Annotated in this window: 12 protein-coding genes; 4 read left to right on the plus strand and 8 right to left on the minus strand. The window is 59.8% G+C overall.

Going from position 1 to position 15,194, the window contains the following annotated elements; genetic code table 11:
• Positions 1 to 157: 157 nt before the first annotated feature.
• A complete protein-coding gene (locus tag AB4N53_RS06165) occupies positions 158 to 2,149 on the minus strand; it encodes a methyl-accepting chemotaxis protein (protein WP_460119034.1) in 1,992 nt (663 codons plus the stop codon).
• 365 nt (positions 2,150 to 2,514) lie between these two features.
• Here AB4N53_RS06165 and AB4N53_RS06170 point away from each other — a divergent pair, with 365 nt between their 5' ends.
• Positions 2,515 to 3,042 carry a hypothetical protein gene (locus AB4N53_RS06170; protein WP_460119036.1) on the plus strand — a complete coding sequence of 176 codons (528 nt, stop codon included), beginning with the start codon at positions 2,515 to 2,517 and terminating at the stop codon, positions 3,040 to 3,042.
• A 46-nt stretch (positions 3,043 to 3,088) separates the two neighbouring features.
• Here the strand turns inward: AB4N53_RS06170 and AB4N53_RS06175 are convergent, their stop codons facing one another.
• The 5 genes from AB4N53_RS06175 to AB4N53_RS06195 are packed head-to-tail and all read right to left on the minus strand — an operon-like array spanning position 3,089 to position 10,133.
• Entirely contained in the window at positions 3,089 to 4,024 is a 936-nt protein-coding gene (locus AB4N53_RS06175; protein WP_460119038.1) for a GNAT family N-acetyltransferase, read from the minus strand.
• Entirely contained in the window at positions 3,993 to 5,303 is a 1,311-nt protein-coding gene (locus tag AB4N53_RS06180; RefSeq protein WP_460119040.1) for a phenylacetate--CoA ligase family protein, read from the minus strand. Before AB4N53_RS06180 ends, AB4N53_RS06175 begins: the two co-directional genes overlap by 32 nt.
• A gap of 39 nt (positions 5,304 to 5,342) precedes the next feature.
• Complete coding sequence (locus AB4N53_RS06185) at positions 5,343 to 7,745, minus strand: aldehyde dehydrogenase family protein (protein WP_460119043.1); 2,403 nt, start codon at positions 7,743 to 7,745, stop codon at positions 5,343 to 5,345.
• A 1-nt stretch (position 7,746) separates the two neighbouring features.
• On the minus strand, positions 7,747 to 8,877 hold the full coding sequence (locus AB4N53_RS06190) for a LuxE/PaaK family acyltransferase (RefSeq protein WP_460119045.1): 1,131 nt from the start codon (positions 8,875 to 8,877) through the stop codon (positions 7,747 to 7,749).
• Between the two features lie 8 nt (positions 8,878 to 8,885).
• The gene (locus tag AB4N53_RS06195; protein ID WP_460119047.1) at positions 8,886 to 10,133 is read right to left on the minus strand and encodes an MFS transporter; all 1,248 of its coding nucleotides are present in this window, start codon (positions 10,131 to 10,133) and stop codon (positions 8,886 to 8,888) included.
• Between the two features lie 340 nt (positions 10,134 to 10,473).
• Between AB4N53_RS06195 and AB4N53_RS06200 the strand changes: the two genes are divergently transcribed.
• Complete coding sequence (locus tag AB4N53_RS06200) at positions 10,474 to 10,662, plus strand: hypothetical protein (protein ID WP_016770563.1); 189 nt, start codon at positions 10,474 to 10,476, stop codon at positions 10,660 to 10,662.
• An 18-nt stretch (positions 10,663 to 10,680) separates the two neighbouring features.
• Here AB4N53_RS06200 and AB4N53_RS06205 read toward each other — a convergent pair whose 3' ends face one another.
• Positions 10,681 to 11,058, minus strand: coding sequence for a fe2+ zn2+ uptake regulation protein (locus AB4N53_RS06205; RefSeq protein WP_415762529.1), 378 nt, complete (start codon positions 11,056 to 11,058; stop codon positions 10,681 to 10,683).
• Positions 11,059 to 11,301: 243 nt separating this feature from the next.
• Here AB4N53_RS06205 and pvdQ point away from each other — a divergent pair, with 243 nt between their 5' ends.
• A complete protein-coding gene (pvdQ, locus tag AB4N53_RS06210) occupies positions 11,302 to 13,647 on the plus strand; it encodes a bifunctional acylase PvdQ (RefSeq protein ID WP_460119051.1) in 2,346 nt (781 codons plus the stop codon).
• 53 nt (positions 13,648 to 13,700) lie between these two features.
• Here the strand turns inward: pvdQ and AB4N53_RS06215 are convergent, their stop codons facing one another.
• Complete coding sequence (locus AB4N53_RS06215; RefSeq protein ID WP_460119053.1) at positions 13,701 to 14,702, minus strand: FecR family protein; 1,002 nt, start codon at positions 14,700 to 14,702, stop codon at positions 13,701 to 13,703.
• A 153-nt stretch (positions 14,703 to 14,855) separates the two neighbouring features.
• Between AB4N53_RS06215 and AB4N53_RS06220 the strand changes: the two genes are divergently transcribed.
• Entirely contained in the window at positions 14,856 to 15,125 is a 270-nt protein-coding gene (locus AB4N53_RS06220) for a PepSY domain-containing protein (RefSeq protein WP_426159407.1), read from the plus strand.
• Positions 15,126 to 15,194: the final 69 nt, after the last annotated feature.

Raw genomic sequence — 15,194 nt, forward strand, 5'->3', positions numbered from 1 at the left:
AAGGTATGCCATGCGAAGTAATCCCTGTGGGAGCGGGCTTGTTCGCGAACGCGGCGCGTCAGTAAAGACTCAATTGCCAGACACAACGGCTTCGCGAGCAAGCCCGCTCCCCCACTGGATTGTCTGCCATCAGGCAATCCAGTGTGGGAGTGAAGAGTCAACTGACCTTGAAGCGTCCCATGATCGCGCTCACGCGGCTGTTAGCTTCGAGCAGCTGGCGGGTATTCAGCTCGCTGGCCTGGCCGCTTTGCACCAGTTCATCGACCATGTGACGGATCTGCACCATGCTGCGGTTGATCTCTTCGGTCACCGCGCTTTGCTGTTCGGCGGCAGTGGCGATCTGGGTGCTGAGGCTGTTGATGTGGCTGACTGAACCGGCCATTTCGTCGAGCCCCGAGTTGACTCGGGCGGTGGCGTCAGCTGCGGACTGGCAACTGGCCTGGGTATTTTCCATGGCGCTGACCGACGAACTCACGCCTTGGGTCAGACGGGTCAACATCTCGTTGATTTCCGAGGTGCTGGCCTGGGTTCGTGCGGCGAGGGCGCGGACTTCATCCGCCACCACCGCAAAGCCGCGCCCCTGTTCCCCGGCACGCGCCGCTTCAATCGCGGCGTTAAGGGCGAGCAGGTTGGTCTGCCCGGCAATCGCGCCGATGACGCCGAGGATTTCGGTGATGCGCTGGGCGTCCTGCTGCATGTTTTCAACTTTGTGTGTAGCGCTCGCCACTTCGTCGATCAGCGCGACCACGCTGTTGGTCGCTTCCCCGACCACGACGCGCGAGCGATCGGCGTTTTCATTGGCGCGCTGGGTGAACGCTGCGGTCTCAGCCGCATTCTGCGCAACGCTTTCGGCGGTGGAGCTCATTTCAGTAATCGCGGTGACAGTCTGGTCGGTTTCCGAGGCATGACGCAGCAGAATCTGGCTGGTATGCGCCGAGGTGCGTTGCAGATTATCGAGGCTCGAAGCCATGGCGCCGGTGGCATGGGTGACTTCGCCGATCATGTTCTGCAGATAGGCGATGAAGGTGTTGACCGAGTGACCGATGGCGCCCAGTTCGTCTTCGGCGCGAATGGTGATGCGGCGGGTCAGGTCGGCGTCACCGCTGGACAGCGAATCAATGTTGGCCTTCAGCGCTTTCATGCGCAGCACCAGTTTACGAATCGCGTAGACCTGCAACAGCACCAACAGGATCACCAGCGGAATCTGGATCAGACTCAGGCTGTTGAGCACGTCGTCGCGCTGTGCGGTGAGCATTTTGGTCGGCAGGGCGGTGGCGAGGAACCACGGTGTACCCTCGATAGGGCGCATGAAGAAGGTGGCGTCTTCACCGTTGTTGTCGAACTCGACACGTTGCGCTTTATCGCGGTTCTGCAGGCCTGTCTTGATCTGATTGATGAAGGTCGAGCTGGCCGCCAGTTCGCTGATGTTCTTCAGCACGATCGGGCCGCTGATGCGCGAGCTGTTGCTGATGATCTTGCCGTCAGCCTCGACGATGAGCATTTCGGCGTTGAGGTCTTTTTCCTTGCGGGCCACCAGGTCATTGAAGAAGCCCAGGGTCACGTCGATGGTCGACACGCCCCAGGCGCTACCGTTCTTGTAGATCGCCATGGCGCAGTTGGTGCGCGGCTCGGCACTGGCGTCGTCCTTATAGGCAGCGGCCCACGCGCACTGGCCGCGCGGAGTGGCCATGCCGCCCTTGTGCCAGCTCTGGTCGTAGTAGTTCGGTGCGGCGTCGCTGTTCCAGAAGGTGTTGACCTTGAGCTGACCCGAGGCGTCGCGATGCCAGAACGTGCTGAACTTGTTGCGCCCGGCTTCACGCTGGCCCGGCAACGGCCAGATGCCGCCGCCGAAGACTTTCAGTTCGCCGTACTGATCCACCAGCCCTGGCAGCACCACGTCGATGGCGGCGCTGTCGAGCAGTGGAATGGTCTGGGTGATGCTGCGTTGCTGCGCCTGCACCTTGTTCAGTTCGCCCTGAATCTGCACGGCCACTTCGGCGATGCGGTTGAGCACGACCTTCTCTTCGGTATCGCGCAGGGTTGGCGCGACCAACTGGCTGATGCCGACCACGGTCAGCACTGACAACAGCAGGATAAACAGAACCAGAAACAGCGTGTAGCGAGCCTGAATAGTGCGCAGTGCGGGCATGAACTGATCCTTGAGCGGCGTTTTTGTTTGAGGGCGGGAATAAAACAGGGCGGGTATCACAGCGTATCGTCGTTTCGGGCCGAAGCTTTAGGTACTGGCGTGCCGAAAGAAACGGCTGGCGATGACCGGTTGGTATCGCAATTGATACGTTCGCGACCGTTACTGCGCGACAGGCGCCTTCGTTACATGGTGATGACGGCTCTAGCGCAATGTTTGCAGGGGATGCGCTTTGTATCGTGAATGTACGAAAGTTGTAAAAAAGCGCACAAAAAGGTTGGTGCGATCAAACGAGGCGGCCGATACTTGCGCCCATTCAGTTTGTTGGAACAAGGACATTTCATGCTCATGGCACAAGGAATCCTCGCATGACGATCGGTTATACCGGCGCCTGGGAAAGCAAGGCGGGCGTAATGGTCCGTGATACCGGCGCGAAGAAACAGGTTTCGCAGAGCGTCAAGGTGCAGCAGATGCTCACGCTGGTCGGCAACGATCCGAACGCGCTGAACGTCGCCGAGATGGATAAGCAGGGGCTGCGCAAGCAGATCAAGGGCTTCGACCCGGCCAACGTTTCCGTCAAGCAATTGGGCAACCTCAGCGAGTTTCTGCGCGGGCGTGGGCTGATTTCTGAAATCACCTCGATCACCTTGCTCAATGCCGGCGACAAGTTCGACCGCTTCGGTGTGCAGAAAGACCCGGAGGCGAAGTTCAACGCGCTGGAATATTTTGCCACGCAGCTCGATGCCATCCAGACCAACAGTCTCAATGGCAACTACTACGGCAAAAGCCTGATTCCCGAATTCAAGAAAGCCATTTACGTCCTGCAAAACCTCAAGACTTACGGCGAAGGCAATGCCGCTGTGCCGTCAGACCAGGGCCTCAAAGCCAAGGCATAAGTCCGCGCCTCAGCGAGCGGGCTTATGCTTTATTACGGGTAGCCGATCAAAGCGTCTGCAGATCACGGCGCGCGATTTGCCGTTGCGTCCGAGCCTGCAGGTCTTGCATGTACGGGCAATGCAAGGCCAGTCTGCGCGGGCGGAAACCGCGATGGAACAACGCCAGCCAGCCGCCCTGATTGTCTGGCGCCGGCGCTAGACCGGTGAAGACAAAACCAATGGCGTCGAGACTGTGCAGATCCACTGCAAATTGTCCCGACAGTTGCAGGCGAATCGAAATCAGCCAATGCCCGGGCAGCGTGCGCAATTGGTTCAGCAGTTCCGGATCGAGTTTCTCCAGAAGCATTTCATGGCGATCGCCGTGTTGTTCAACCTGAACCGAGGCCCCACGCCAGCGTCCCGCACTGGTTCCAATGCCGAACACGCTTGTCAGACGCTCCATCAAGGGCCGACAACTGGCTGGCCAGTCCTGCTCGGGCAACGGCCGCCGATAGCCATCGATCGCGCGAACGCCCAAAACGATCGACTCCGGCTTTTTGCAGCCAAAAGGCGAGCGGACATAGTCCGGTAGCAGTCCGGTGTTATGGAACCCGAGGCTGATCGCCATGCGTTGGGTGTAAGGGTGGTGGGTGACCTGCTTGATCGAAACGCTGCGACAACCCAATGCCTGTGCGTGAGTCAGCAATTGCTCGCCCAGGCGCGTGGCGATGTTCTGCCCACGGGTGTCAGGATGAACGGCACTCAAAGCCAGTTCAGCGTCGTGCGATGCCTTGCTTTGCCTGTACAAGGTGGCATGACCACGAATCCGTTCTCCCTCGACCGCTACCAATGAGTGCCAGCGTTTTTCTGCATGGTTCTGACTGATCAGGCACGGCAGGTACACGTCACTTTGTACGTAATGGTCGCCGTAAACCTGGCGAAACAGTTCGCTGACGGCGGCGGCGTCGCTCTCACGGTAATTGCGCAGGATCAACGCTTCCATCACGCACCTCCCTGTCATGTTGGTCATAGCAGCGTAAATCGACGATCCGCAGGCTTTTGCCGGCGCGAGGATGGCGCGCGAGATCCTCGAAGCGGCAGCTCTGGATGCGTACCTGCAGTAATCCAGCGCCTCGCAGTTGGGTGATCTGCGGGTAGCGTTCGATCAAGCGGGCCTCAAGGTTCTTATCGATGTGTGTTGATCGCTCATCGACTGCATATTTCAACGTCAATACATCGGTGCCATCGGCCTGTTCAATCAACAATTGCCAGTCGTCGCTGCCAGCAGTGCTCCTTACGGTTTCGCTGATTTCATCCGTCATCAGCGACAGGATGCCGACGCGCACGCGCTGGCTGTTGCCGCTGCGGCCCTTGAGGGCGAATTTGCGTTGCGGCGTACCGACCGGTTCGCGCCAGCACGCCAGATCTCCCACGGGATAGCGGAGCAGGGGCATCAAGCGCCGATGAAGGTTGGTCAATACGAGCACGCCTTTTTGATCGCAGGCCTCGATCGGCTTGCCCGTGTGCTGGTCGATGATCTCCAGCAGGACGTGGCCGTCAGGCGTGCGATGTTCACCTTCCATGCAGTCATGATGACTGGCGCCGATAAATCCAGCGTCGACGCTGGCGTAGCCGATGGAGGCGATGCGTGCGTTGGGCAGCGCTTGCGCAAGGAGTTGGCGCTGCGAGGCGAACAGGCTTTCCCCGCCGTAAAGCACGGTATCAACCAAAGGCAATGCGAGGTTGCGTTGCCTCAGCCAACTGGCGAAGGTCAATAATTGCGCGGGCACGCCAGCCAGCACGTTGATCCGGTGTTGCGCGATGGCATCGGCCAGCTTCGGCGGGTCGACTTCACCACTGAACGGGAACTCGGTGATTGGCGTATCAACATGGGCCAGTGAATCGTGGATAAACAAAAAACTGGCATAGAGGTCGCCGGCGAAGAACAGATTGGCGACCCGGTCGCCCGGGCTGAATTGTCGATTCAGACTGCGACCGAAATTCGCTACAGTGGCTTGCCATTCGGCACGGGTGTAGACCGAGAGCCTGCCGCCGCCGGTGGTTCCGCCGGTCTTGAAAACCACCGCCGAGCCGATCGGCGCGGTCAGTACCGGCCATTGCTCGAGGCGCTCGCTGCCAATCCAGAAACTCGCTGGATCAAGCAGAGGCAGTTCGGTCAGTGAGTTCATTGCCTCGGGAACATCAGCGAGACAGTTCTTGTAGTAGCGTGAATGCTGACGGGCAAAACTCATCAGTTCGCGAATCGGTTGAGTTATTTTCACAAGGTGTTCTTCCTGAATGATCTGACTTGCGCTCAAACGTCAGCGGCGCGAGTCAATGACCAGTGGCGTCTTGCCGCTGTGTTTGTTTTGAATGAAATCTGCGGGCGAGCATTGTTGGGCCTGCATGACCAGCAATCCGCTGTCGATGACGGTCATCAGGGTCGGATAATCGGCGAGCCGGGCTTGAACCACGTCAGTTGCAAGTTCGCAGTGCACCTGCAGGTGCTCGATGCCCTCGGCGGTGTGGTCCAGGTGCAACTGAAATGGCACCTGCAGCCTTGTCGAAAGCTCGCTTGCCGAGATGAAGTCGGTGCCGATACGCAGCAGCGTGCCGTGGCGTTGCAGCAGTTCAAAGCGTGGCGACTGCAGTCCGCAGGCGCAGGCACCCGGCAACCAGCGCCCGGTGTCGCCGATCTCGTAACGCTGCACGCGCTGGCCACCTTCACGGGCAAGCGAAGTCACCAGCAGCCGACCCACCTGGTCGTCTACAACCGTGACATCTTCATCCAGCGCAACGATTTCCAGTTGCTGGATATCGCTCATCAAATGGAAAACTCCGTCCGCTGAAACCTGGCAGGCATGGCCAAGCGGGCCGGCATCGACGCTGCCGTAAATCGCCGAGCGGATCGTCGAGACGCCACAACTGCGCAGCAATTCACGGTTCTGTTCGCTCAGGTGCTCGCCACCAAGGAAGACTTTTTCCACCCCTCCATAAGCACGCAAATGCTCCTGCTCGTTGAGGAACAGGCGATGCAGCGTGGCGGGCATGCCGACCAGCACGTTGACCCGCTGATCGATGATCAATCGGGCAATTTCCCTATAGTCGTTATCAGCAGGCGCGGCCATGGGCAGGTGCGTCACTTCGAGCAATTCCAGCGCTTTGCCGAAGCTGAGAAAACCACCGTACAGCCCGCCGCAGAAAAACAGGTTCATGACCCGATCCCGCGCCGGATCAAGGCCGGCGGCGAACAGGCCGTCTGCGGTTGCACGCATCTGCCGATCAAAGTCGCGATAGCTGTAGCCGGCCAGCGCCGGGATGCCGCTGCTGCCTCCGGAACGAAAAAACAACTGCGCCTGATCGTTGACGGGCTGGGCGACGAAAGCCGCTTTGTCCATGATCGCAGCGCACGGCTTCGCTGGTGATGACGCTGTATCGAGAGAGGCTTGATTCGGCAGTTGCGTCGCCGCCAGACTCGCCGATACCCGGCGACTCAAACGTTGCAGCGCGTAGACGCCGTCATGGGGTTCGCCTTCGTAACCGTCGTGAAGGCTGCCGATCGGTGCGATACGTGTGAGCCCGGCGCCGATCAGTGCATGGGTCAGCTCGACAATGCGCGATTCTGCGCACACCAAAGCACAGCTTTGCAGCACGTTACGCCATGGCAGCAGGGTGGCGGTGAGCAGGGCCTGTGGCACCGGGTGCAGCAGTACGCTGCGAAACAGCGGCGAAGGTGTGAGTTGCCGATCATGGCGCCAGATCACTCGCCAGCCTGAGCCGTTCCAGACTTGGCCGGTGTCTCCGGCAAAACTCTGGCCGAGGCGGGCCATCTGCGTATGCGTGGTAATTTGTGAAGCTTCCTGGAGCGTCGGCACCAGTGCCGGCCATTGTGCGGCGCGGCGCTTCAGCGCTTGCGCCAAGCGTTCACCGATATCGTGTAAAACCTGCGGATCATCGCTGTCCACCAGCAGCCATTGCGGGCTGGAGCAGGCTTGCTGATCCAGTTTGCAGACTTCGTCGGCGACAGCGTCGAGCGCCTCGGGCGTGGCAGTTTCCGCACAGAGATACACAAAGCTGATGCGATGTCCCCAGTCGATCCAGCGACAACCCGGCGCCAGTTGCTGCCGGATGGCTTGCAGAGCCGCTTCGCCACCCCACGCCGCGACACCGTTGGCGTGCTTGCACAGTTGGCCAATCTGGCTGGTGTCGGCTGGAATCACCGCTACATAACCAGCCAGTTGCCCGTTGGCATCGCACGCCACCAATGCGCTCAGCAGTCGCGCCGTCAGGCCTCGATCGCTGCGGCTGGGGCGCAACCAGTTGACGTTGCCGGCCAGCAGACTTTCGACCACCGCACAGAACGCCAGCAGCGGCGCATTGGCGGGGGTGATGTGCACCACCAGCCCGAGCGGGCGCCAGGCTTCGAAGCGGGGCTGGCGATAGTCGATTCGGCGCAGAGAATCGGCATCGGTACCAAGTTCACGCTGGCGTTTGTGCCTCAGCGCTTGGGGTTGGCAGAAATCGATCAAGGCTTGCCGTTGTTCGTTGTCGAGTGGCAAATCGGTGTGGGCGCTACGCAGCTGCTGGACAAAACACCTCGCGGCCTGGATGACCGTGCCGCTTTCGAGTGCCGTCGACAACCGGTGCGGCAGCGCCTGTTGCAGGTCTTGCAGCGCTTGGTCGAGGCTGTAAATGTCGTGCAATTGTCCATTGATCAGATACATGTCAGTGATTTCCCAGTAATTCGGCGGCGGCCATGGCACAGCTTCTGCCCGCCGTGGTCCCGGCGCGGCCTTGCAGCTCAAACCAGTCGGTGGTCAATCCGCAGCCGCAGCTTGCGCCCGGGTGCAGCGTGGCCAGGTCGCTCATGACCACGGCATGGGCGGGGCTGGAGGTGATATAGGGCGAAACGAAGCCGAGCAGGCCTTGTTGGCCGTAGGGGAGCAGGGAAAATTCCGCCGGGTTGCGGATCAATACCCGCGCATACACCGGCACGTGAAAGCGGTGATGGGCGCATTCGATGTAAGGCACGGCGTGCTCGACGGCGCCGTAACCATCGCGGCAGCGGCCGGGTTCGATGCCCAGCTGGCGGTGGATGTGGGTGTAGAGCTGCTGTTTGGGGATTTCCTGCGCGGCCTGGGTTTTCCAGCCTCCGCCAAAAAAGGCCAGCGAACCGGCCGGCATTTGCAGATCTTGCACACCGGTGTCCTGCATGCGTTGCAGGGTCTGCCACAAAAACGCCGGGAAACCGAAGATCCGCACCGGCAATCCCTCTGCAGCGAATGACTGCAACGCGGCGATCACCCCGAACACGTCGAACTGATGGCCGCTACCGGTGTTGCGCAAGGCATAGACCACCCGGCTGGTCGGGGCGAACCGACACAGAAACTGGTCGGTGAACGAAGTGCCGAGCGTAATGCGGCCTTCGGGTTCGTAGCTCAGCAGCAGGTAGTTGCATGGCGTATCCGGAGTGTCCCAAGCGTAATGGCGGAAGATCTGCGCGACCATGAATTGCGCCCGCGCCAGGCTGCGCTCGTCGTAACGCATCCGGCTTTTCTGTCCGCTGGTGCCTGATGAAGTCAGTTCGAGGGCGTCCGTGCCAGTGCTGCTGAGGAGCAGGTGCTGCTTGAAGAAACTGGCAAAAATCGGCGGCAGTCGTGACCAGTCATCGAGACTGTCGAGGTCTTGCGGCGACAATCCATGGGCGTTGAGCCAATGGCGGTAACCCGGCGTGTGATCGCAGTGAAAGCGGCTGATCTCAGCCATCGCCCGATCGAACAGATCGGCCGGGGCGGAATTCAGGCAATAGGGTTGCGGCAACGCGCACAACGCGTCGGCATAGGGTAAATGAGTCATCTTGTTCCTTATTGAGGCGAGGCCACATCCGGCGTGGGGGTTTGCAGGAGCCGGTAGATCAAAGGCAGGCACATCAGTCCGCCGAGTCCGGCCCAGAGAGCGAAATACTCGAGACGGCTGCCGCCACCGATGGCAGCAATCAGCGAACCGCCGAGCCCCATGACGGCAATCGAGAGCATGCCGGTCAGCGCCGATACCAGACCTTTGCTGTCATCACTGGAAAACAGCGCTAGGCGATACACCGCCGCATTGCTCATGCCCAACCCTATGGCGTACAACGCAAGGCTAGCCACCACGGGTCCAGGTCCGGCCCCGAACAATGCGCATACGATCAGCAGCAGCAGGCCCAGACAGAAGGGCCAAAGCGCCAGTTGAATCAATTGCGGCAACGAGCGGGTCTTGAGCAAGCGGTCGAGAACCAGATTGCCGGCGATCACCGCCGTGAACACCGGAATCTGCCACAGGCCATATTCCAGCGGCGGCAGCTGCAGAACCCGCACCAGCAACAACGGCGCCAGGCCGATCCAGGCGATCAACGGCAGACTCATCAGGCCTAGCGCCAGACTGGCGCAGAGGAAACGTGGATTGCTGAACAGCGTTGCGTAGCGCCGAGAAGTCAGGCGCCAGGAGAAGGACACTGCGCGAGTGCATTGACCATCACGGCGCTCGACCCCGACGGTTTCCGGCATCCACAACAACAGGCCGAGCCAGACCAGCGCCGATGCAAGACCAAGCAGTAGAAAGATTTCCCGCCAGCTCAGCCATTCCAGCAAGAGGATTCCCAGTAGCGGCCCGAGCAGAGGCGATAACAACGCAACATTGCCGAGCAGTGCCATAAGTCTGACCGCGTCGGCTTCGCAGAAGACCTCCTGCAATGCCGGATAGCTGACCGCGACAACGAACCCCAGCCCCATGCCCTGCACCAGACGCAACAGGTTGAAAACTTCGATATTGCCAATGAAAAAGGCTGCCGCACACGACACGCCGAAGAGCGCGCTGCCGATCAATAACAGTGGCCTTCGCCCGAATTGATCGGACAAGGGGCCCAGTAGCCATTGCAGGCAGACGCCACCCAATAGATAGAGATTGAAGGCATTGGGAACATGCCGTGCGTGCGCCTCGAGCTCGCTCGTGACGTCGAGCATCGCTGGCATGATCACGTCGCTGGCCATGTAGGTGAGGAGTTCGAAAGCGGTCAACGCCAGGCAGAAACCTGCTACCTGTCTGGGGCCGATGTTTATCAGTGTTCTCTGCATGAACATCCCTGTTTATGAGTTGTAGGAAGTTCGCAGAGCCTAGGCGCAGACGCACGGAGCACCTAGGCGTTTGCTGCGTCAGCAGATTTCAAAAACTTACGGAATGTTTAAACGTTTGGCGCAGTGGCAAACATGTTTACCTGGCTGCCACTCACGCAGAAACAACAATGCCCGCGACGGTGCGGGCATTGTCGGCAGCAAATCGGCAGAGCGGCCCGAAACTCAGGGTTGGCCGGCCATGCAGCGAAAAACCTTCAGTGGCGGTAACATGAGGCCCCGCTTATCCCGGCAAGACCGAAATCCGGCAAGCGTATACATTCCAACGTTTCAGGAAACCGCAATGACCCAGAAGCAACGCTTGATTTACTCGATTCTGATCGCTCTGTCCGTATTGGCGATCATGCTGGGCCTGTCCTGGCTGCAAAACGCCGGCATGATCACCGAGAAGACTTTCCAGTACGTGGCAATCGGCGTGGCGGTCGTGGTGGTGGTAATCAACGGAGTGATGCGCCGCAAGGTCAAACCCTGACGGCGAGCACCCGGGTCCTCAATCGTGATTGAGGACCGCCGCAGCCTGCGGGTGCAGGCTGTAGCTCTTGTCGGCGTTGAAGGTGATCACGCCTTCGGCGCACAAGCGTTTAAGTACTTCGCGCACGCTGAGAAACGACAACGGCACGTCCAGGTCGAGCAACTGGCTATGCACGCCTCGCACGCCCAGGCGACGATCGCTCTGCGCCGCCACCAGCAGGGCGTCGATGACCTTCAAGCGAATCAGGCTGGTGCGCAGGCCGAAACTCTTCAGCAGAACCCGGATACGCTCATTGCCCGGACGCTCGCCGCGCTGGGTGAAATTGCCGGTGTGCGAACTCATGGAAACGCTCTGTGGCGTCTGGCTACCGTCCGATGGTAGTTGCGAGTTGTACATGCGATTACTCCTTTTCAGAGCCAGATCGGGAAAGGTTTTGTTGCGCTCTCTAAACAAGACGTTTCAGCTCGACAAATCATGAAAGAAAAGATGTAGAAATTTCGTCGTAAAATCGTCTCGGCCTTGTGATGCCGGCCTTGCTTGATTGGATTGCCTGCTAAATTTTTTTCCTCAGCTTCGTTTCTTCGACAGGCTCATTGCGCGTGGACGCAGGGGCAATCGACCTATCGATCAGGAGCGAGCGTGATTATTTCCAGGCAACTCACCGGGCTGGCCCTTGCCGGCACCTTATTCGGGCTGAGCCTGTCGGCCCACGCGCTGAGTCCGGCTGCGGACACCCGCGCGGACATTCGCCGCACCACGTTTGGCGTGCCGCACATTCGCGCCGAGAACGAACGCGGTCTGGGTTTCGGCATCGGCTACGCCTACGCCCAGGACAATCTGTGTCTGCTGGCTAACGAGATCGTGACCGTCAATGGTCAGCGCTCGCGGTATTTCGGTCCCGAGCAGTTCACAGTCGAGCAACGGGAAAACCGCGTCAGTGATGTGTTCTTCACTTGGCTCAATACACCTGAGGCGGTCAAAGCATTCTGGCAAGCGCAACCGGCTCAGGTGCGCGATCTGGTCGAGGGTTACGCCGCCGGTTACAACCGTTATCTGGCTGAACGTCGTCCGCAAGGGTTGCCGCAGCAATGCCAGGGTGAATGGGTGCGTGATATCCACGCCGAGGATCTGGTCAAGCTGACGCGGCGCCTACTGGTTGAAGGCGGTGTGGGCCAGTTCGCTGAAGCCCTTGCTGGCGCGACGCCGCCGCAAGCGACCGCGCAGGTCAAGCACGACGCCGAGGCGTTCCAGTTGGCCGACGCGCGTCAGCGACGTTTCGCTCTGGATCGCGGCAGCAACGCCGTGGCAGTTGGCAGCGAGCGCTCGTTCAATGGCCGCGGCATGTTGCTGGCCAACCCGCATTTCCCTTGGGTCGGTGGCATGCGCTTCTATCAGATGCACCTGACCATTCCTGGCAAGCTTGATGTCATGGGCGCCGCTTTGCCGGGGTTGCCGATGATCAACATCGGTTTCAACCAGCATCTGGCCTGGACCCACACCGTCGATTCGTCGAAACACTTCACGTTGTATCGTCTGCAACTCGACCCGCAAGATCCGACCCGTTACCTGCTCGACGGCAAGTCGCTGCCCCTGAGCAAACAGACGGTCACCGTGCAGGTCAAGCAGGCTGACGGCCAGGTCGTGGCGGTGGCCCGCGATATTTACAGTTCGCAATTCGGGCCGATCGTGCAATGGCCGGGCAAGCTCGATTGGGACAAGCAATACGCCTACAGCCTGCGCGATGCCAACCTGGAAAATGATCGTGTGCTGAAACAGTGGTATGCGATGAACCAGGCCAGCAGTCTCAAGGATCTGCAAGGCGCGGTGCAGCAGATTCAGGGCATTCCGTGGGTCACTACCCTTGCAGTGGATGACAAGGGGCAGACGCTGTACATGAACCTGTCGGTGGTGCCGAACGTCAGCGCGGAGAAACTGGCCAAGTGCAGCGACCCACGCCTCGGTCTGCGCATGATTGTCCTGGACGGCTCCAACAGCGGCTGCGCCTGGGATATCGATCCGCAAGCGGCGCAGAAGGGCATATTCGCTTCCAGCCAGTTACCGCAATTGCTGCGCAAGGATTTCGTCCAGCACTCCAACGATTCCGCATGGCTGGCCAATCCCGCGCGTCCGCTCACCGGTTATTCGCCGCTCATCAGTCAGGACGGCCAACCGCTTGGCCTGCGCTCGCGATTCGCCCTTGATCGTTTGGCTGACCTGAACAAAAAAGGCCCGCTGGCGATCAAGGATCTGCAGCACATGGTCATGGACGATCAGGTTTATCTGGCCTCGCAGGTCATGCCGGATCTGCTGAGGTTCTGCGCAGCCGATCTGGGCAGCGATGCCGAGACGCTCAAATCTGCCTGCGTCAGCCTCAAAGCCTGGGACGGCCGCGCCAATCTGGATGCCGGGCTCGGTCTGGTGCACTTCCAGAACATCATGCAGGCGCTGCTCGAATCGCCGGATATCTGGCGCGTGGCATTCAATCCCGCCGATGCGCAAAACACTCCGCGTGGTCTGGCGGTCGAGCAACCGGCGGTTGCCAAAGCGCTGCGCGAGGCGATGCTGGCGTCGGTCGAGCAGGTTGGAAAAATGGGCCTGAAGCCGGACATGCGCTGGGGCGATATCCAGGTGGTCAGCAGCGGCGGGCAGCAAACGCCTATTCATGGCGGGCCGGGTACACTGGGCATCTACAACGCGATGCAGAGCGTGCCCCGTGATGACGGCAAACTTGAGGTGGTCAGCGGCACCAGCTATCTGCAAGTGGTGAGCTTCGACGAAAAAGGCCCACATGCCCAAGGGCTGCTGGCGTTCTCGCTGTCCAGCGACCCGATGTCGATATATTCACGGGACCAGACTGCAGCGTTTTCGAAGAAACAGTGGAGTGTGCTGCCATTTACCGAGCAGCAGATTCAGGCAGACCCGCACTATCAGGTGCAGATCATCCAACAGGTACAGAATCAGGCAGGGAAGGTGGCCGCGCAGTAAACCAGGCATAGCCCGAAACAAACGAAGGCCGCCTCCCGCAAGGGATGCGGCCTTCAGCTTTTGGTTGGGCGCTGCGGCATCGAATTGATCACCGGGTTGCCTTCCTTGTTGCGGGTCAGGTAGACCGGCAGTACTTTCGGCAGGCTGTTGGCGAGGTTGTTCATCTCTTTGATGTTGTAGACGCCGCCCACCCGAATCGCGCCAGTAGCGGTGTCGGCCAGCATCAACGGTTTGTCGAGGTATCGGTTGATCAGCGGCAGGGCGTCGTGCAGGGCAAGGTTATCGAGTATCAATCGGCCGCTACGCCATGCCAGCGAGGTGTCGCCAGGGTAGGTCTGGCTGATTTGCGGTGCGTAATCGCCATGCCGGTAGCGTGCCTGCATCGAAGGCGTCAGGCGCAAACCGTCACCCGGCAGGTCACGATTGCTGCTGACCAGCACCGAACCTTCGACCAGATTCACGCGAACCTGATCTTCATACATCCACACGTTGAATCGGGTGCCGGTGACGCGAATCCTGCCTTCCCCGGCGCGCACCACGAACGGATGCGCCGTGTCGTGACTGACATGGAAAAACGCCTCGCCGTTGTTCAGGATCACGCGACGTTCATGTTTGTAATTGCTGAAGGTCAGGTCGGTGTTCAGGTTGAGTTCCAGCTGGCTGCCGTCACTCAGGGTGATCTGACGCACACTGTCGGTCGCGGCGTAATGCTGATAACTGTCGGGCAACCAGCCCAGACTCCAGCCGCTATAGGCCGCCAGTGGCAAGGCCAGGGCACAGGCGCCAGCGATGACCGCGAACTTGCGCCACGGGCGTGACGGTTTGCGTTGTGCGGCCAGCTCCCCCGGCTCGGTTCGAGGCAGGTCCCCGGCGACTTCCCAGATTTCCTGCATCGCTTCGTATTCGAAGGCGTGCAGGGGATGTGCATCGTGCCATTCCTGGAATGCGCGACGCTCCTCGTCCGTGCAGTCAGCGGCGTGCAGACGCATACACCAGTGCGCGGCGGCATCGGTGATCGCATCGTATTCGGCTTCCGAGAGAGTGTCTTGGGTCATTGACTCGTCCTGATTTCGCTCATTCTAACCTCGCCGGCAGGCTGCCGAGAACATCCGTCATGGCATTTACCCATCAACGTGGAACTTATTTTTCCCTGTGGCGCCCAAAAAAACAGGAAGCAACTGCCTACTATCCATAAATGGAGTGAAAAAATGATCAAACAGACATTCGCAGCCCTGATTGCCACCGCCGGTTTGCTCAGCGCCGGTGCCGCCCTCGCGGACAAGCCAGGCGCGGGCTGGATCACCATCGAAAAAGCTATCGAAGTCGCCAAGACCAAGGCCGGTTATGTCGAGGTCTATGAGATCGGTGCCGACAATGACGGTTACTGGGAAGGCGAAGGGCGCAAGGCCGATGGCATCGTTTATGAATTCCGCATCGATGGGGCGTCGGGTAACGTGTTGCGTGATCAGAAGGACTAATGCACCGTTACACCTTTGTTGTATGTACGAAATGCGCTGGCGTCGAGCCAGCGCATTTTTTGTAACAGC

The sequence above is a fragment of the Pseudomonas sp. H3_E04 genome, assembly GCF_054668915.1.

Coding starts and splice junctions, on each gene's coding strand:
- AB4N53_RS06205 (WP_415762529.1), bottom strand. CDS start 11,058: ATGTACAACTCGCAACTACCATCGGACGGTAGCCAGACGCCACAGAGC.
- AB4N53_RS06190 (WP_460119045.1), bottom strand. CDS start 8,877: ATGACTCATTTACCCTATGCCGACGCGTTGTGCGCGTTGCCGCAACCC.
- AB4N53_RS06200 (WP_016770563.1), top strand. CDS start 10,474: ATGACCCAGAAGCAACGCTTGATTTACTCGATTCTGATCGCTCTGTCC.
- AB4N53_RS06170 (WP_460119036.1), top strand. CDS start 2,515: ATGACGATCGGTTATACCGGCGCCTGGGAAAGCAAGGCGGGCGTAATG.
- AB4N53_RS06215 (WP_460119053.1), bottom strand. CDS start 14,702: ATGACCCAAGACACTCTCTCGGAAGCCGAATACGATGCGATCACCGAT.
- AB4N53_RS06175 (WP_460119038.1), bottom strand. CDS start 4,024: ATGGAAGCGTTGATCCTGCGCAATTACCGTGAGAGCGACGCCGCCGCC.
- AB4N53_RS06220 (WP_426159407.1), top strand. CDS start 14,856: ATGATCAAACAGACATTCGCAGCCCTGATTGCCACCGCCGGTTTGCTC.
- AB4N53_RS06195 (WP_460119047.1), bottom strand. CDS start 10,133: ATGCAGAGAACACTGATAAACATCGGCCCCAGACAGGTAGCAGGTTTC.
- AB4N53_RS06185 (WP_460119043.1), bottom strand. CDS start 7,745: ATGTATCTGATCAATGGACAATTGCACGACATTTACAGCCTCGACCAA.
- AB4N53_RS06165 (WP_460119034.1), bottom strand. CDS start 2,149: ATGCCCGCACTGCGCACTATTCAGGCTCGCTACACGCTGTTTCTGGTT.